Below are 17,753 nucleotides of genomic sequence, written 5' to 3' on the forward strand. Positions count from 1 at the left end.
AAGTCAATGAGGATGATGACGATTGATGTCGATAGGGTAGCTGCGGGAGCCCTGGCCGGCGTGTGCGCCCCGAAGCGGCGGGCATACACGCTGTTGAGGCGGGCGAAATCCTCCAGGTCCTTCACGAAGACCGTGGATTTCACGACCTGGGCGAGGGACGCGCCGGCCGCGGCCAGCACCGCCTCGAGGTTGTCGAAGACCTGCTCGGTCTGCGCCTCGATGTCGGGGCCGGCCAGCTGGCCGTCGGCCGTGAGGGGAATCTGGCCGGAGCTGAACAGCCAGCCGTCGATGAGCACAGCCTGGGCGTAGGGGCCGATGGCTTTGGGCGCGGCGGCGGTGTCGATTATTTTCATGGGGGTCTCCTTTGGTGTGGGGTTGGTGGATAGGTGGGAAAGCCGGGTTCAGGCGTAGCGGGCGACGCTGAGGTCGGCGACGGGGATCTCGGGCTGGCGTCCGCTCACCATGTCGGCCACGACGCGGCCGGTGCCGGCGGCCATCGTCCAGCCCAGGGTGCCGTGGCCGGTGCTGAGGGTGAGGTTGGCGAGGCGGCTCGGGCCGATAATCGGGGTGCCGTCAGGCGTCATCGGACGCAGGCCCGTCCAGAATTCGGCGCGGGAGATGTCGCCCCCGTGGGGGAAGAGATCGGACACCACGAACTCCAGGGTCTCGCGGCGCCTGCCGTCCAGGCTCAGGTCGAAGCCCGACAGCTGCGCCGTGCCGCCCACGCGGATGCGGTCGCCCAGGCGGGTCACCGCCACCTTGTGGGTCTCGTCCATCACGGTGGATTCGGGCGCCATGGCGGCATCGGTGATCGGCACGGTGATCGAGTAGCCCTTGACCGGATAGACCGGAATGTCGATGCCCACCTGCCCGAGGAGCTGGGTGGAATAGCTGCCGAGGGCCAGCACGTAGTGATCGGCGGTGAGCACACCGGCGTCGGTGCGGATGCCGGTGACGCGGGTGCCGTCCTGCTCGATGCCGTGGATCGAGGTGCCGAACCGGAAGCGCACCCCAAGCTCTTCGGCCATGCTGGCCAGCCGGCAGGTGAACAGGTGGCAGTCGCCGGTTTCGTCGCCGGGCAGGCGCAGCGCACCGACGAACTTGTGCTTCACCGCGGCGAGGGCCGGCTCGTAGGCCAGGTAGCCATCGCGGTCGAGGAGCTGGAAGGGGACGCCGGATTCCCGCAGGATGTCCACGTCCTTGCCGATGCCGTCCAGCTGCTTCTCGGTGCGGAACAGCTGCAGGGTGCCCTGGGCGCGCTCGTCGTAGGCGATGCCGGTTTCGGCACGCAACTCCTTCAGGCAGTCGCGGCTGTATTCGGCGACCCGCACCATGCGCGCCTTGTTGATGTGGTACGCCGAGGTGGTGCAGTTCTTCAGCATCGCCACGCACCAGCGCCACATGGAAGGGTCGAGCAGCGGCTTGATGACCAGCGGGCTGTGGTGCATCAGCATCCACTTGATGGCCTTGACCGGCACCCCCGGGCCCGCCCACGGGGCGGAATAGCCCGGCGACACCTCGCCGGCGTTGGCGAAGCTGGTCTCCTGGGCCGGGCCGGGCTGGCGGTCCACCACCGTGACTTCATGGCCGGCCTTGGCCAGGTAGTAGGCGGCGGTGGTGCCGATGACGCCACTGCCGAGGACGAGGACGCGCATGGGGATTCTCCTTTTCAATTCGGGTTGTTCATCTGTCTGCGAGACCTATAGCCAGTCTCGTGCCAGATCAAAAAACCGTTTGAAAACAACATCCTGGAGAATTATTGGTACAACGCCAGCCGCAAACCGTATCGATTCCGTTACAGGCAGGTGCCGAGCGCACGCCGCCAAGCCTGCGTTTCTCCTTTTGTTTCAATGCATTGAAAAATACGTACATTTTTCAATACACTGTAAAGAAATCGATACAAAGGCATCACCCATGCGGATCGACGTGTTCTTCTCCGACCGGGTCGGGATCGCCCAGGAAGTGCTCGCCGAGCTGGCCCGGCGGAGCTTCAACGTCACCGCGGTCGAGGTGGACCCGCCCCACATCTTCATCGAGGCCCCGGAGCTGGACGCGCGCAGCTTCAACGCGCTGCGCGAGCACATGCTCCTGCTCAAAGGCGTGCTCAGCGTCGAGCCAGTGGGCATGCTGCCTGGCGCCCAACGGCGGCTCTACCTGGATGCCCTGCTCGCCTCCCAACCCGACCCGGTGTTTGCCATCGACGAAGCCGGGCGGGTGGTGATCGCCAACGGCGCCGCCAGCGCTGCCTGCCGGCTGGCCGAAGGCAGCCTGATCGGCACCTCGATCCAGGGCCTGATCGGCAAGCCCGACCTGCTGCGCGATCTGGCTGCGGCCGACTACCACCTGCCGGCGTGCGAGGTGGCGATCAGCGGCGAACCCTTCCTGCTCGAGACCATGCCCCTCCACGAAACCGGCGGGCGCGTGGCCGGCGCGGTGCTCACCCTGCACACCCCCAGCCGCATGGGCGAGCGCATGAGCGCGCTGCAGAACTACGACGCCGGCGGCTTCGACGCCATCCTCGGCACCTCGCCGGAGATCGAGCAGCTCAAGCTGCGGGCGGCGCGCATGGCGATGGTCGACGCACCGCTGCTCATCACCGGCGAGACCGGCACCGGCAAGGAGCTCCTCGCCCACGCCTGCCACGCCAGCAGCAGCCGCCGCAGCCAGCCCTTCTTCGCCCTCAACTGCGCGGCCCTGCCCGAAAACCTCGCCGAGAGCGAGCTCTTCGGCTACTCCGCCGGCGCCTTCACCGGCGGCCTGCGCGGCGGCAAACCGGGGCTGCTGGAGCTCGCCGACGGCGGCACGGTGTTTCTGGATGAAATCGGCGAGATGTCGCCCTACCTGCAGGCCAAACTGCTGCGCTTCCTGAACGACGGCAGCTTCCGCCGGGTCGGCGGCGAGCGCGAGGTGCGCATGAACGTGCGCATCATCAGCGCCACCCACCGCTCGCTGGAAGCCATGGCCAGCTCCGGCCATTTTCGCGAGGATCTGCTGTTCCGCCTCAACGTGCTCAACCTGCAGGTGCCACCGCTGCGGGAGCGGCCCGGCGACATCCTGCCCCTCGCCCACGCCTTCCTCGCCCGCGCCTGCGCCCAGGCCGCCAGGCCGCCCATGCGTCTGTCCCAGAGCGCCTGCGCGGCGATGCTCGACAACCCCTGGGCCGGCAACGTACGGCAGCTCCAGAACGTGATCTTCCGCGCCGTCACCATGACCGAGCGCAGCATCATCCAGGCCGAAGACCTGGAACTCGCCCAGGTCACCACCCCCGCCCAGCCCGGCGAGGTGCGCAGCCTCGAACAGGCCGTCGCCGATTTCGAGAAGGAACTGCTGCAGCGGCTCTACAAGGAATTCCCCTCCAGCCGCCGGCTCGCAAAGCGCCTAGGCACCTCCCACTCCGCCATCGCCAACCGGCTGAGACGCTACGGGATCGACTGAGGGCTGGCCGGGCCCGACAACGCGAAGCGTACTCGGCGGCAACAGTTCCGCCACACACGCCGCGGGGCAGAAATTGTCAAATGCATGATTCGATACCCATAACAAATTTCCTGAGTTACCATCCGCTCCTGTCTTACTGCTGGACAAAACCCCAGGCCGAACAGCACGGCAAATCCACCACGCACAGGAGCGCACCATGCCGCAGAACCTCATCTCCCTCGACATCGGCGCCGACGCCATTGCCGCCGTCGATCAGGCAATCGCCACGCTCGAGCACTTCACCAAACCCTTCCTCACCCTCACCGCCAGTGAGAAGAAGGATCTCTTCAAGATGGGCGACAAATCGGTCACCTTCTGCCAGCAGACCGCCATGGTGCTCGAGCAGAACCAGCAGGCGCTTCCCGCCAACTTCGACTACGCCGAGATGAAATCCGACCTCGCCGCCTACACCCTCCTCGAGCCCCGCATCCTGCGAATCAAGGAAGTGCTTGCCAAGATGGAAGACACCCAGACCGCCCTTGGCAGCGACGTGATGGTCGCCACCTCCGACGGCTACGCGCTCATGAAGATGTTCGGAAAAGCCGCCGGCCTTGAAGAACTGCAGCAAGCCATGAAAATCCGCCGCCCCGGCCGCCCTCGCAAGAACGACACCCCCGCAGACTGACCCCGGCGCATCCAGGCAAAAAGGCGGGGCAACCCGCTTTTTTTGCGCCCGCCCTTGCAAAAACCCGCGCGGACATCAATTTAATTGCTCCGAGCAATTAATTAATCCTTCCATCCATTAAAAAACCCAAGACTGAACCCAGCGCCCTGAGCAAGCGGGATTATTTAATTAATCGGCGTATATTTTTTAATACAAAACGGGACTTTCTTGATACTCGACGGGATTTATCTGACTTTATCCGAGATTAAAAAATTGCAGGTTTTTCGAAGAGCTTAGCGAATTTCGGATTTTTAAAATGTGGAGAGGAATCAAAAAATTGTCCGGAGCATATTCTTTAGGTTTGAAAAGGAAAAAATTAGGATTGCTACAATTACAGCCACGACTGGGATGAGTTTATCGTGCAGCGTACTGAAAGTACCGCGAACAACAGATCCACGCGCAGCAATTTGAGTTAAGGAGCCGTCTCAGCGGGACTGATAAGTAGAGAAGAATGGGCGGATTTTTCAACAAAACAAAGGCGCTTTTAATCAATCCGCACTCTGCGAAACCACACTATTAATATGAATCTCATTTAATAGAATATCAATGAAAGGAATCGGACAATGCCGACAGCTCGTTATCAATTTTCTCGCGATCACCGCAACATCAACAAAGGCTTCATGAGCAGGAACGAGCCGAGCGCTGACGCGCTATCGGTCCTGCTGACTTGGGAGATCACGAACGGGAATAGAAAGTATCGAGTTCTCGAAGAGAACGACGAAGTACTTAGGGTAGAAATTTCCTGGAGCGACTCGGACATGGGGGCGGGCAAAGACTTAGATATCGCATGCGAAAACTTCGGAATAATGCGAACCTACGAAGGTACGTGAAATTGCAGACAGGACCAGTCTGAGCACGTCGAGTTAGCACTGCGTAATCCAACGGTCTCCGAGCAATATAGCTGTACAGTCGTAGCCCACTGCCCCCTACTCACTTACTGGATAGTTATTCGGTAGGAACACACATATCGAATGCCACGGAGGCGCACTTCCTGCATTCACGGCGAGAATGTTGGATCTGCACATTGGATTGGTGTGACTCGACTACCGTTTACGACTCGATGCATTGCAGGGATCATAACAATCGTTGGATTGCGCCACACCAACCTGCCGTATACCTCTATGCGCAAAGGAATCAACGCAGGTTAGCTATTAACATGACCGAGAACGAGAAATGAATTGGCAAACCTATGAAGAAGTCGCTCGATTTTTGCTTGGCAAGCTCGCAGAGGAGCTCAACCTCAAACGAGTAGAAGGAAAGCAGCACCTCTCAGGCCAACGATCGGGAACAGAATGGGAAATTGATGCAAAAGGTGTTTCGAGTCAGGGCGACGGGATAATAATTATTGAGATTCGGCGCCACACAACCCGAAGACTCACTCAAGAGGATGTCGCAGCTATTGCGTATCGAATTCAGGACACAGCTGCAGTGGGCGGCATTGTCGTTTCGCCGCTGCCACTCCAAGCTGGCGCCCGAAAAGTGGCTGAGGCAGAGGGCATTGTGGAAGTACAACTGAACGAAAACAGTACAACGGAGGAGCATATCCTTCGCTTCTTGCAACGCGTCATGGTCAGACTCAAGCCAGAGGCGCTCACGATCAACGCAGACGTTGTCTGCGCAACACTCAAGTCAGTTTCCGAAAAAACCTAAATAGGATTCCCATCGGGCCCATGTTCTTGCCTACCGCCCAAGCACGAAGGACTCCGATTTGCGTTTGCTAGCGCGCCCCGACCGCCGCCCCCCGGATGTTAGAATCCCCCCTCAGCACGACTAAGGTGACCCCGATGGAATTTACTGAACAGCTTCGCGTTGAAGTCCAGCGCTCCGTGGCGGCCTCTCTGGCCGAAGACATCGGCACCGGCGACCTCACCGCCCGACTCATTCCCGCCACCCGCATGGCCCGCGGCCGTGTGATCACCCGCGAGGATGCCGTGCTGTGCGGCACCGCGTGGTTCGACGCCGCCTTCACCGCCCTCGAGCCCGACGCCTCGGTGATCTGGCATGTGCGCGACGGCGAGCGCATCAAGCCAGGCCAGCTGCTGTGCGAGATCGACGCATCCGCCCGCGCCCTCCTCACCGCCGAGCGCACCGCCCTCAACTTCGTGCAGCTGCTCTCCGGCACGGCGACGCTCACCTCCACCTTCGTGCAGGCAGTGGCCGGCACCAAGGCCAAGATCGTCGACACCCGCAAGACCCTGCCCGGCCTGCGTCTGGCGCAGAAGTATGCGGTCAAGGTGGGCGGCGGCACCAATCACCGGATCGGCCTGTACGACGGCATCCTGATCAAGGAAAACCACATCATCGCCGCCGGCAGCATCAAGGCGGTGATCGAACAGGCCCGCTCGTTCGCCCCGTCCAACGTGTTCATCGAGGTGGAAGTGGAGAACCTGGTGCAGCTCGAGGAAGCCCTCGCCGCTGGCGCCAAGATGATCCTCCTCGACAACATGCAGCTCGACGAGATGCGCAAGGCCGTCGAGATCAACGCCGGCCGCGCCGAGCTCGAAGCCTCCGGCGGCGTCAATCTGGAGCGTGTGCGCGCCATCGCCGAGACCGGCGTCGATCGCATCTCCATCGGCAGCCTGACCAAGGACGTCCGCGCCATCGATCTGTCGCTGCGCCACGTCGAAGAAGAATAATCCGCCCCAACTCCGGGCCCGGCGATCAGCGTCCGGGCCTTTTTCTTTTTTTCCGCCGATCATGAACATCGAATTCGACGGCCCGGTTTCGAGCGCCAACGCCACCCTCATCCGTCAGGTCATCGAGGCGCTGATCCAGCGCATCGTGGCCCGCGACGGGGATCTCGACCTCTCCGCCCTCGACCGCATCGTGGTGGCCGACGACCTGGCTGCCGCCGAGGCGCGCTTTGGCGTGACGCCCGCCGCCGGCGAGCACCTGTCGCGCATCGTCGATAGCAACCCGGGCTTTGCGCTGCTGGTGAATGGCGTCAAGCTATGGTCGATCCTCGAAGGCGACAGCGCCGAGATCGCCCGCCTGATCCACCACCTGCACAAGGAATGCTGGCGCCTGCACGATGCGGCCCGCCCGGCCGCAGCGGCCGAAGCCGGCACCCCGCTGGCCCGCGCGCTGGCGCCCATCGTTGCGGTGATGTGGCAGGAATACCGCATCAACCGGCGCACCGCGTGGTCGCTGCCGGCGGATTCCGACCTGCTGCTCAACCACCTGGCGGCGCTCCTCGAAGCCCTGCCCGGCGGCATGCAGGAAGAGATCACCCTGTATTTTGCGGATCAGGATCTGGACGGCCTGTTTGCCAAGAGCACCGGCCGCATCGCCCACCTGATGCAGGCCGTGGCCCACGTGCAGGGCTATCTGGACGGGATGGAGCAGCCTCTCAAGGCGGTGAGCGCCGAGATGGCCGAGCGGGTCAGCAAGTCCTTCCTGTCGCCGATCTGGATGACCACCGCCCAGCATCTGGCCGCCGGCCACGTCATCGAGCCCGGTGAGCTGGCCGACGCGCCACTGCGCCGCGATGTGCACGCCGCCTTCGCCACCTTCGGGCTGATGATCCGCGAGAGCGAGGACGGCGACGTGTGGGTGGATGTCGAGCCGCTCACTCCGCCCGACACCCTGCACTAAAGCCTTCGCCAGCCCGCCTCAGCGCGGGTTGCGCTTCGCCCAGTCGATCTGCTCGCGCTTGCCCCAGGCGAGCATGTAGCTCTTGGGCATGTACTTGCCTTCCTCGTAGAGCTTGCGGCGGCTGGGCGACGTGGAGGTGGCGTTGTCGATGTGATCGCCGCCGGTGCTCACGTACAGCACATGCGCACCGCCGTCCTGGGGAATCTTGCGCAGGTAGGCGAGGCGCGGGCTGATGTCGTCGAGCACCGGGTCGTAGAACCAGCTGGCGCCGAACATGCCCAGCAGTTGCGGCATCGTCTCGTAGAGCTCCGCGCAGCAGCGGTAGCACTCGTTCCAGCCTTCCTCGTTGAAATCGTCCAGGTCCGACAGATGGGTGTGGATCTGCACATAGGGCTTGAAGCCGCCCATCTGCATGATCGCCTGACCCTTCTTCACGCTGGCCAGCGCGCCCTCGGTGAACAGGATCGAGCGCGGGATGCCGCAGCGGATGTCCAGCAGCTGCGCCGCAGCGGCAAACAGGCGCAGGGTGATGAGGCCGAAATCCTTGTGGAAGAGATCGCCCTTGATGTTCATCCAGTCGGCGTTGGCCGAGGTGGCGCCAGCGATGCGGCCCATGTGCTTGACGTGGTAATGCACGATGCGCGGCGGCAGCGCGTCGAGCCGGCCGGATTCGAGCAGGTCGGCCGCGCCGTGGGCAAGGGCCGCTCGCAGGAAGGTCTTCGCGCCGTCGGCGCCGTGGGCGGCCTCGACCTGGCGCACCGCCTCGGCGGCGGCATCCGGCACGGTGACGTAATGCACCATGTCGCCCACCTTGCCGTAGTCGGCAATGAAGCGGGCGACCGATACGCCCTCGGGCAGCGCGCCAAGGCTCGTGAGCGCCTCGTGGGCGTGTTCCCGGGCCTGGGCGACGAAGCGCGTCAAGTCGGCGTTGGGCATGGAACTCCTCCTGATTTCTTGTTGGTTGGCGGCAACCGGCAGCGCAGCCGTGCGGATGATCCGATCGTCGTTATAGCCGCTTGGCCGGCAGGGCGGCGTGGAAAAATGTCATGGGCGTTCAAAACGCCACGCTCCACGCCACAAAGCACCGCCGGCAATCAGTAGTGGGGCGGGATCTCGTCGCGCAGATCGTGGCTCTCGGCCGACGCGCTGGCCGACTGCATCTGCTGGTAAAGCTGACGGATCTGGCGTTGCAGGGCATCGATCTGCTCCTGCTGGCGATGCACCGTCATGTTGAGGGTATCCACCAGATCTTCGGTGAGGGCGAGCTTGATCTCGATTTCGGTGAGTCTGGATTCCATGACGGGCGCCGATGAAGTTTGCGAAGGGCGGATTGTTCCAGCCCACGGCGCAGGCGCCAAGGGCGGCGTAGCTGGGCGGTGGCTCAGCGGATCACCATCCGCTCGCCTTCCCGCACCACCGGCATCGCAAAATCGAAGCGACCCACCTGGGCGGCAAGCTCCAGGTCGGCCAGCGGCAGGTTAGGCCAGGTGCCCGCCACGAAGCGCCGGCCAAAGTCCGACTCGCGCACCCGCCGCGCAAAATCCGCCGGCACCACCGGCTCGCCCCGCAGCAGAGCCTCGATGAAATCGGCACAGGCCACGTCCTCGTCGCCGTCCCGATCCACCCATTCGCCGGTGATCACGAAGCACACCTCGTCGGCCCCGGCCCGGCGGATCGCCTCGGCGGTGGCGCGGGCGCACACCAGACTCGCCGCGTAGAGCTGCCGCGCCTGCCGGAAGCGCTGCAGCCCGCGCACCCCGGCGGCGGTGCTCATCACCACCGGGCGCCCGGCAAGATCGGCATCGAGCAGGGCCGCGGGCGAGTTGCCGAATTCGAAACCCGGCGCCGGATCGCCCCCTTCGATCGCCCCCACCGACACCGCCCGATCGAGCTGCCCCGCCAGGACGATGCCGGCCGACACGCCTTCCACCGGATAAATCGCCGTCGCACCCCGGTGGAGCGCCACCGCGGCGGTGGTGAAGGAGCGCAGCACGTCGATGACGACCACCGTGTCGTGGGCGTCCGGCAGGTTCTGGAGGCGATTGAGAAATACACGCAAGAATTTCATGGTGGCGGCAGGGAATTGGGCGGGGCGACCGAGTGGGTTCATTCGGCGGAAACGCCCGTCAATGCTTGCGCTACGGGCTTTTCGACCTTAACCGCCCCCGCGCGCCGGCGCAAGAGGCCCGGCGTGGGCAGAACGCATTTCCCCTTGACCTGCGCAGTTCCCACCCGCTAATCTTGGAACGTCCCAAGGGGGAGTAGCTCTACCGCCGCGGCGTCGTCATCACGAAAAGTTGCAGGTTTGCCTTTCCGGCGCCCCGGGTTGTCGTCACCAGACGGCAGCGAGCAAGACCTTTGCCGCGATGGCGAAGGCATCCCCGCGAGAGTCACCTCTCAGGATTCAACGGCCCTTCGTCCTCGCTGGACAAAGGGCCGTTCCGTTTTCTGCCCCAGGCGGCGCGGAGCGGCGGATGCAATCCGGACTTGGAGACGTTTTTCATGGAATCAATCGGTACGTGGTGGATGTGGGCGGGCTTCTTCGGCCTTGTCCTGGTGATGCTGGCCATCGACCTGCTGGCAGTGGGCGGCGGGCGACAGCATCGGGTTTCGTTCAAGGAGGCGGCCACCTGGTCGGGCATCTGGGTGAGCGTCACGCTGGCCTTCGCTGCCGCGTTGTGGGCCTGGCTGGATTCCACGATGGGCCGCGATGTCGCCAACACCAAGGCGCTGGAGTTCCTCACCGGCTATCTGATCGAGAAATCCCTCGCCGTCGATAACGTCTTCGTGTGGCTGATGCTGTTCAGCTTCTTCGCGATTCCGCTGGAGCTGCAGAAGCGCGTGCTCACCTTCGGCGTGCTCGGTGCGATCGTGCTGCGCACGATCATGATCTTTGCCGGCGCGTGGCTCATCACCCAGTTCCACTGGCTGCTGTACGTGTTCGGCGCCTTCCTGCTCGTCACCGGCGTCAAGATGTGGTGGTTCGCCGACGCCGAGCCCGATCTCGCCAACAACCCGCTGATCCGCTGGATCCGCAATCACGTGAAGGTGACCGACCGGCTCCACGGCGAGAGTTTCTTCATCACCCGCAAGGAAGCCGGCAAGGCGGTGCGCTACGTGACGCCGCTGTTTCTGGTGCTGGTGATGGTCGAGCTATCCGACGTGATCTTCGCGGTGGATTCGATCCCGGCGATCTTCGCGATCACCACTGATCCGTTCATCGTGCTCACCTCCAACCTGTTCGCGATCCTGGGCCTACGGGCGATGTACTTCCTGATGGCCGGCATGGCCGACCGCTTCTCGCTGCTCAAGTATGGCCTGGCGCTGGTGCTGGTCTTCATCGGTGCCAAGATGCTGCTGGTGGATGTAGTGAAGATCCCGGTGGCGATCTCGCTGCTGGTGGTGGCGGTGCTGATCGGTGGCGCGGTGGTGTTGTCGCTGCGTCGCGAGAAGCGCAGCAAGGGCTGACCGAGGGCTGATTACCTCGACGCTGCACCGGTGGCGGGCGATAATGGCAGGTTGAAAAAAGCTGCCATTTGAGCGGCCCACGCCCGCCACCGGGCCCCCCAGGAGTAGCAAGTCATGACCCAATCCCGCAAGCAGCTCGAACTCCTCGCCCCGGCGAAGAACGCCGACATCGGCATCGAGGCTGTCAATCATGGCGCCGACGCCATCTACATCGGCGGCCCGGCCTTCGGGGCCCGCGCCAACGCCGAGAACACCGTCGCCGACATCGAGCGCCTCGCCCGCCACGCCCACCGCTTTGGGGCGCGGGTGTTCGTCACCTGCAACACCATCCTCCACGACGAGGAAGTGGCCAGCGCCGAGCGCCTGATCCGCCAGGTGCACGAAGCCGGCGCCGACGCGCTGATCGTCCAGGACATGGGCCTGCTGGAGCTCGACCTGCCGCCGATCCAGCTCCACGCCAGCACGCAAACCGACATCCGTCACCCCGAGAAAGCCCGCTTCCTGCAGGACGTGGGTTTCTCGCAGATCGTGCTGGCGCGGGAGATGACCCTCACCGAGATCAAGAAGGTCGCCGCCGCCACCGATTGCGCGCTGGAGTTCTTCATCCACGGCGCCCTGTGCGTGGCCTTCAGTGGCCAGTGCTACATCAGCCACGCCCACACCGGCCGCAGCGCCAACCGGGGCGAATGTTCGCAAGCCTGCCGTCTGCCCTACGACCTTGCGGACAAGGACGGCAACCTCGTCGCCAGCAACCAGCATCTGCTGTCCATGAAGGACAACAACCAGAGTGCCAACCTGCGCGCCCTGGCCGAGGCGGGCATTTCCAGCTTCAAGATCGAAGGCCGCTACAAGGACATGGCCTACGTCAAGAACATCACCGCCCACTACCGCCAGCTGCTCGACGAGATCATGGCGGATTCGCCGGAGTACAGCCGCACCTCCGCCGGGCGCAGCACCTTCCTGTTCCAGCCCCTGGCCGACAAAACGTTTAACCGCGGCGCCACCGATTACTTCGTCAATGGCCGCACGGCCGACATCGGCGCCTTCGATTCGCCCAAGTTCGTGGGCGAGCCGGTGGGCAGCGTGATCCGCCTGGACGGCAAGCAGCGCCGCCACTTCGACACCACCAGCGCGGTCGAACTCCACAACGGCGACGGCCTCACGTTTTATGACCGCAAGGGCGAGCTCGTCGGCCTGCGCGTGAACCGCGCCGAGAAGATCGGCGAGGATTTCCGCGTCCACTCCGCCGACGCGATCCCGGCCGAGCTCTTCCCCGGCACCGGTATCTTCCGTAACCGCGACCACGAGTTCGAGAAGATGCTCGAGAAGAAATCCGCCGAGCGCCGCATCGACGTGGATGTGGTCTTCGCCGAGACGCCCGACGGCTTCGCCCTCACCCTCACCGACGAAACCGGCATCCGCGTCACCGCCAGCCTGCCCCACGCCAAGGAGCCCGCCAAGGATGCAGACCGCGCCATCACCGGCCTGCGCGAAAGCCTCGGCAAGCTCGGCGCCACCATCTTCAGCGCGCGCCACATCGAACTGCAGCTCACCGAGGCCTGGTTCCTGCCCGCCGGCGCCATCAACGCCCTGCGCCGCGACGCCGCCGAACAGCTCGAAGCCGCCCGCATCGCTGCCCTGGCACCGCTGCCCCGCCGCGCGCCGGTCGAGCCGCCGGTGCAATACCCCGAAACCGAGCTCTCCTACCTCGCCAACGTGCTCAACCAGAAGGCGCGGGATTTCTACCACCGCCACGGCGTGCAGCTCATCGAGGCCGCCTACGAGGCCAACGAGCACCTGGACGACGCCTCGCTGATGATCACCAAGCACTGCCTGCGCTACAGCTTCAACCTGTGCCCGAAGGAAGTGAAGGGCATCAAGCCCGACCCGATGACCCTCATCAACGGCAAGGAAAAGCTCACCCTGCGCTTCGACTGCAAGCGCTGCGAGATGCATGTGGTCGGCCGCATCCGCAAGTCGGTGCTCGACATGCCGGCGGTGCCCGTGCAGTTCCACGCCAAGGTGCCCGACGGCTTCCACGCCCCCCACTGAGACCCCATGAAACTCGCCATCTCCCTCATCCTGCTGGCCCTCGCAGCGATCGTCGGCCCCGCCGTGTGGACCTTCACCCACCACTCGGGTAGCGCCGTGCCCAGCCGCGGCCTGCCCTGGCAGATCGAAACCCTGTCCAGCGGCGAATCCCGGGTCTTCGACCTCACCCTCGGGCGCAGCACCCTTGCCGACGCGCGCAAGCACTTCGGCCCCGAAATGCAGCTGGCGATCGTCGCCGAGCCCAACGAGGCCGGCAACGTGGAGGGCTACTACGAGAGCGTCACCGCCGGCTTCGTGGCGGGCAAGCTGATCGTCACCGCCGATCTGCCCGCTGCCACCATCGACGCCATGCGCGAACGCGCCCCCAAAACGGAATACATGCAGAGCACCACCCGCAAGGCGACCCTCGCCGAGGCCGACCTGGCCGCCGCGCTGGCCGCGCCGATCCGCGGGCTCGCCTTCATCCCGTCGGCCCAGCTCGACGAGGCGGTGATCCTCGAACGCTTCGGCCAGCCCGCCGAACGCATCCGCGTGAACGACCACGTGGAGCACCTGCTCTACCCCACCCGCGGGCTCGACGTGGTGCTCGACACCAAGGGCCGCGAGCTGCTGCAGTACGTCGCCCCGGCCCGTTTCGACGCCCTGCGCGCACCGCTCAAGGCGGTCGAGGGCCCCAAGCCCTGATCCGTCCGTGGCCAGCCAGCACATCGACCGCCGCCGCTGCCTGTCGTGCAACCGCTGGGGCGGCGAACGCCGGCCCGGCATTGAGCCCGACACCGTCGACTACGACGAGGACAACGACCGCGGCCTGTGCCAGGACGGCCCGTGGCACAACACCTCCCGCCGCGGCCCGCGCAACGCCTGCGGCCAGTGGATAAAATGGGTCGCGCTGGAAACCCCGGCCGCCGCTGACCAACCCGACACCCCTGAGCCACCCGCCGCGCCATGAACCAATCGCCGGAACTCCTCGTCGCCTGCCTGTGCGCCGCCTGGTGCGGCACCTGCCGCGACTACCGCGACGGCTTCCACGCCCTCGCCGAACGCTTCCCCGACGCCCGCTTCCTGTGGCTCGACGTGGAAGACGAAGCCGACCTGCTGGACGACTACGACGTGGAGAACTTCCCCACCGTGCTCATCCAGCGCCGCGACACCGTGCTGTTCTTCGGCACCATGCTGCCCCACCACGACCTGCTCCAGCGCACCGTCGAGAGCTTCCGGTCCCTCTCACCGGACGAAAGCCACCGCTACGCCAACGCCGATCCCGAACGGCGCAGCTGGCAGACCGAACGCAACCTCGCCCGCGCCCTCGCCGAACGGGATTCCGCGGCCTAGAGTCCAATCACCATAACAACGACAACGGAGACAACACCCATGGACGACTGCATCTTCTGCCGCATCGTGAGAGGCGAACTGCCTGCATCCAAGATCCACGAAGACGAGCACACGATGTCCTTCATGAACATCATGGCGGCCCACCCCGGCCACGCGCTGGTGATCGTCAAGCCCCACCGCAAGGACATCTTCGAGCTGGACGACACCCTCTCCGCCGCCGTCTTCCAGGCCACGGCCAAGGTCGCCAAGGCGGTCAAGGCCGTCACCGGCTGCGATGGCGTCACCCTCTTCCAGGCCAACGAAGTGGCCGGCGGCCAGACCGTCTTCCACTTCCACATCCACGTCCTGCCGCGCTTCAACGACGACCACCTGCTGCCCTTCTGGCCCGCCGTCGCGCCCAACCGCGCCGATCTCGACGCCATGGCCGCCCGCCTCAGCGCGGCCCTCTGACGCGCCCGCTGCTCCACGTTTCGCGCCGGCCCCTACATGCGGGCCGGCGCGATCCGTATACCTGCTCATCTGCCCGCCGGAGCCGCCTCGCCCAATCCGATGCCCATCGCCTATCTCAGCCCCGAAGCCCCCTTCGCCATCCTGCTGATGCTCGTGATCGGGGTGCTGATTTTCAAGCCCCTCCACGCCTGGCGCCGCTCGCTGGTGAACACCGGCGTGTTCTTCCTCACCTGTCTGCTGGGCGATCTGGCGGCCGGCCTGCTCGAAGGCCACCTGCCCCAGGGCATGGTCCACTGGCTGCGCGAGATGGCGGTGTTCGGCGAAGGCCTGGCGGTGATCCGTTACCTGGGCCTGGCCTTCTTCAACGTGGTGATGCCGCGCATGCGCGTGCAGGTGGCCGGCATCCTCGCCGACATCCTGGTCATCATCACGTACGTGCTGTGGGGTTTCCTGCGGCTCAGCCTGGGCGGGGTCGAGTTCAGCCACCTGTTCGCCACCTCGGCGGTGCTCACCGCAGTGGTCGCCATCTCCATGCAGGACACCCTCGGCAACCTGCTGGGCGGCCTCGCGCTGCAGATGGACAACTCCCTCGAGATCGGCGACTGGATCGAGATCAACGACATCTCCGGCAAGGTCACCGACATCCAGTGGCGCTACACCGCCATCCTCACCCGTGACGGCGAGCGGGTCGTCATCCCCAACAGCCACCTGATGAAGAACCGCTATGCGGTGATCTGCAACAAGCGCCAGGGCGTGCCGCTGCAGCGCCGGATCGTCGGCTTCAACGTCGATCTGTCGGTAGCCCCTGCGCGGGTGACTGCAGCCGTGCTCCATGACATCGAGACCGCCCGCATCACCAACGTCAGCCTTGAACCCGCGCCCCTGTGCCTGCTGATGGATTTCGGCCCCGGTTTCGCCCGTTACCAGCTGCGCTACTGGCTGCTCGATCCGGGCCCCGACGAGGCCACCGACTCCGAAGTGCGCCGCCACATCCTCGCCGCGCTCCAGCGCGAGGGCATCCGCCTCGCAGTGGCCGACCAGACCATCCACCTGGTCGAGGAGAACAAGGCCCACCGGGAGGAAGTCCGCGCCCGCGAGCTCGAACGCCGGGTTGGCGCCATCTCGCGCATCGATCTTTTTGCCCGCCTGTCCGACGACGAGAAGCGCGAGCTCGCCCACCGCCTCATCGCCGCGCCCTTTGCCAAGGGCGACACCCTGTTCCGCCAGGGCGCGATTGCCCACTGGCTGTACATCATCGCCAGCGGCGAAGCCGAAGCCTGGTGGCAACCACCGGACGGCGGCCCCCAGCGCCTGATCGACACCCGCGGCCCCGGCAGCGTGTTCGGCGAGCTCGGCCTGATGACCGGCGCCCCGCGCCGCTCCACCGTCATCGCCATCTCCGACATCGAGGCCTACCGCCTCGACAAGGCCGGCTTCGAGCACATCATCCGCGCCCGCCCCGAGCTCGCCGAAGGCATCTCCACCATCCTCAACCGGCGCCTGTCCCGCTTCGACGATCTCGAAAAAGGCTACGCCAAGGACAAGCCCGGCGCAGAATTGCCCCCTTCGTCCGAAGTCGCCGTCCTGCGCAAGAAAATCCGAGAATTCTTCGGCCTCTGACCCTCACCCAGCCACCCGATGCCCGCCAACCTCACCGCAGCCCTCGCCCGCGCCCTCGACGCCCGGCGCGATCTCCTCGCCCGCCTGGCCTCGGATCACACCGACGCCTTCCGGCTCTTCCACGGCACCGTCGAAGGCCACCCCGGCCTCACCGTCGACCGCTACGGCAGCATCATCCTCGTCCAGAGCTTCCACGACCCGCTCTCGCCGGCTGCGCTCGAAGCCCTCGAAGCCTTCTACGCCGACGCCTTCCCCGGCCTCGACCTGTTCTACAACGACCGCAGCCACGCCAACTCGCGCATCGCCAACCCGCTGCCGCCCGAGCGCCAGCTGGAGGCCGAGACGCGCCGGGAGTTCTCTGAGCTGGGCGTCAAATATTGGGTGCAGGCCCGCCACGCCGGGCAGGACCCGTGGCTGTTCCTCGACCTGCGCGCCGCCCGCCGCCGGGTGATGGCGGAAGCCGCCGGCAAGTCGGTGCTCAACGTGTTCGCCTACACCTGCGGCGTGGGCGTGGCCGCCGCCAAGGCCGGCGCGAGCCATGTGGTGAATGTGGATTTCGCCGAATCCAGCCTCGCCGTGGGCAAGGACAACGCCCGCCTCAACGACCTGCCGATCCGCGTGCGCTTCGTGAAGAGCGACGCCTTCGCCGCCCTGCGCCAGCTCGCCGGCATCGGCCAGCCGAAGATGGTCCGCGGCAAGCGCCTGCCGCCCTTCCCCGAGCTGGCGCCCCACCAGTTCGACGTGGTCTTCCTCGACCCGCCCCGCTACGCCAAGAGCGCCTTCGGCGTGGTCGATCTCATCAACGACTACCCCGCCCTCTTCAAGCCGGCGCTGCTGTGCACCAAGCCCGGCGGCACGCTGATCTGCTGCAACAACGTGGCGCAGGTGGACCGCGACGCCTGGGCCGAGCAGCTCACCCGCAGCGCCGCCAAGGCCGGCCGGCCGATCCGCGCGATGGAGTGGATCACCCCGGAAGAGGATTTCCCCAGCCCGGATGGCAAGCCGCCCCTCAAGATCCTGCTGATGCGGGTGTGAGTAAGTCCTCATTCCCAACGTCATCGATAATCTTTGATGGGGCGCAATAAGGCAGACGTGCGCC

The 17,753-nt window shown here is 65.1% G+C and carries 18 protein-coding genes; 13 read left to right on the forward strand and 5 right to left on the reverse strand.

From position 1 onward, the window contains the following. Positions 1-353, reverse strand: a 353-nt coding sequence (locus tag Q0672_RS07770; RefSeq protein WP_298621391.1) for a Rid family detoxifying hydrolase, incomplete at its 3' end; no start/stop codon positions are given. 48 nt (positions 354-401) lie between these two features. Beyond that, the gene (locus tag Q0672_RS07775; RefSeq protein WP_298621393.1) at positions 402-1,655 is read right to left on the reverse strand and encodes a D-amino acid dehydrogenase; all 1,254 of its coding nucleotides are present in this window, start codon (positions 1,653-1,655) and stop codon (positions 402-404) included. A 259-nt stretch (positions 1,656-1,914) separates the two neighbouring features. Between Q0672_RS07775 and Q0672_RS07780 the strand changes: the two genes are divergently transcribed. From Q0672_RS07780 to Q0672_RS07800, 5 genes are all read left to right on the forward strand, one after another. After that, complete coding sequence (locus Q0672_RS07780) at positions 1,915-3,435, forward strand: sigma-54-dependent transcriptional regulator (protein WP_298621395.1); 1,521 nt, start codon at positions 1,915-1,917, stop codon at positions 3,433-3,435. Positions 3,436-3,631: 196 nt separating this feature from the next. Further along, positions 3,632-4,099 (forward strand): hypothetical protein, encoded by a 468-nt coding sequence (locus tag Q0672_RS07785; RefSeq protein ID WP_298621398.1) that lies wholly within the window; start codon positions 3,632-3,634, stop codon positions 4,097-4,099. A gap of 1,212 nt (positions 4,100-5,311) precedes the next feature. Then, positions 5,312-5,788: a hypothetical protein gene (locus tag Q0672_RS07790; RefSeq protein ID WP_298621400.1), complete on the forward strand. Its 477-nt coding sequence runs from the start codon at positions 5,312-5,314 to the stop codon at positions 5,786-5,788. Positions 5,789-5,922: 134 nt separating this feature from the next. Beyond that, positions 5,923-6,774: a carboxylating nicotinate-nucleotide diphosphorylase gene (gene nadC, locus Q0672_RS07795; RefSeq protein ID WP_298621401.1), complete on the forward strand. Its 852-nt coding sequence runs from the start codon at positions 5,923-5,925 to the stop codon at positions 6,772-6,774. Positions 6,775-6,835: 61 nt separating this feature from the next. Next, positions 6,836-7,732 carry a hypothetical protein gene (locus tag Q0672_RS07800; protein WP_298621403.1) on the forward strand — a complete coding sequence of 299 codons (897 nt, stop codon included), beginning with the start codon at positions 6,836-6,838 and terminating at the stop codon, positions 7,730-7,732. Positions 7,733-7,750: 18 nt separating this feature from the next. On the opposite strand, the gene Q0672_RS07805 is transcribed toward Q0672_RS07800, so the two are convergent. From Q0672_RS07805 to Q0672_RS07815, 3 genes are all read right to left on the reverse strand, one after another. Continuing rightward, positions 7,751-8,668, reverse strand: coding sequence for a hypothetical protein (locus Q0672_RS07805; RefSeq protein WP_298621405.1), 918 nt, complete (start codon positions 8,666-8,668; stop codon positions 7,751-7,753). 158 nt (positions 8,669-8,826) lie between these two features. Further along, a complete protein-coding gene (locus Q0672_RS07810) occupies positions 8,827-9,030 on the reverse strand; it encodes a SlyX family protein (protein WP_153160492.1) in 204 nt (67 codons plus the stop codon). Positions 9,031-9,113: 83 nt separating this feature from the next. Further along, positions 9,114-9,800, reverse strand: coding sequence for a 2-phosphosulfolactate phosphatase (locus Q0672_RS07815; protein WP_298621408.1), 687 nt, complete (start codon positions 9,798-9,800; stop codon positions 9,114-9,116). Positions 9,801-10,234: 434 nt separating this feature from the next. On the opposite strand from Q0672_RS07815, the gene Q0672_RS07820 reads away from it, so the two are divergent. The 8 genes from Q0672_RS07820 (at position 10,235) to Q0672_RS07855 (ending at position 17,689) form a co-directional block, all read left to right on the forward strand. Continuing rightward, positions 10,235-11,200: a TerC family protein gene (locus tag Q0672_RS07820; protein WP_298621411.1), complete on the forward strand. Its 966-nt coding sequence runs from the start codon at positions 10,235-10,237 to the stop codon at positions 11,198-11,200. 114 nt (positions 11,201-11,314) lie between these two features. Further along, positions 11,315-13,252, forward strand: a complete 1,938-nt coding sequence (locus Q0672_RS07825) for a U32 family peptidase (protein WP_153163408.1) — start codon at positions 11,315-11,317, stop codon at positions 13,250-13,252. Between the two features lie 6 nt (positions 13,253-13,258). After that, positions 13,259-13,936 carry a hypothetical protein gene (locus tag Q0672_RS07830; RefSeq protein WP_153163409.1) on the forward strand — a complete coding sequence of 226 codons (678 nt, stop codon included), beginning with the start codon at positions 13,259-13,261 and terminating at the stop codon, positions 13,934-13,936. Positions 13,937-13,943: 7 nt separating this feature from the next. After that, positions 13,944-14,201, forward strand: a complete 258-nt coding sequence (locus Q0672_RS07835; RefSeq protein ID WP_298621417.1) for a hypothetical protein — start codon at positions 13,944-13,946, stop codon at positions 14,199-14,201. After that, positions 14,198-14,584, forward strand: coding sequence for a thioredoxin family protein (locus Q0672_RS07840; protein WP_153163411.1), 387 nt, complete (start codon positions 14,198-14,200; stop codon positions 14,582-14,584). The genes Q0672_RS07835 and Q0672_RS07840 overlap by 4 nt, the downstream gene beginning before the upstream one ends. 39 nt (positions 14,585-14,623) lie before the next feature. Beyond that, complete coding sequence (locus Q0672_RS07845) at positions 14,624-15,034, forward strand: HIT family protein (RefSeq protein WP_153163412.1); 411 nt, start codon at positions 14,624-14,626, stop codon at positions 15,032-15,034. Positions 15,035-15,133: 99 nt separating this feature from the next. Then, positions 15,134-16,654, forward strand: a complete 1,521-nt coding sequence (locus Q0672_RS07850; RefSeq protein ID WP_194271300.1) for a mechanosensitive ion channel family protein — start codon at positions 15,134-15,136, stop codon at positions 16,652-16,654. An 18-nt stretch (positions 16,655-16,672) separates the two neighbouring features. After that, positions 16,673-17,689, forward strand: coding sequence for a class I SAM-dependent methyltransferase (locus Q0672_RS07855; protein WP_298621420.1), 1,017 nt, complete (start codon positions 16,673-16,675; stop codon positions 17,687-17,689). The last annotated feature ends 64 nt before the right edge of the window (positions 17,690-17,753 follow it).

The organism is uncultured Zoogloea sp., from assembly GCF_937894855.1.
Lineage (GTDB): Bacteria > Pseudomonadota > Gammaproteobacteria > Burkholderiales > Rhodocyclaceae > Zoogloea > Zoogloea oryzae.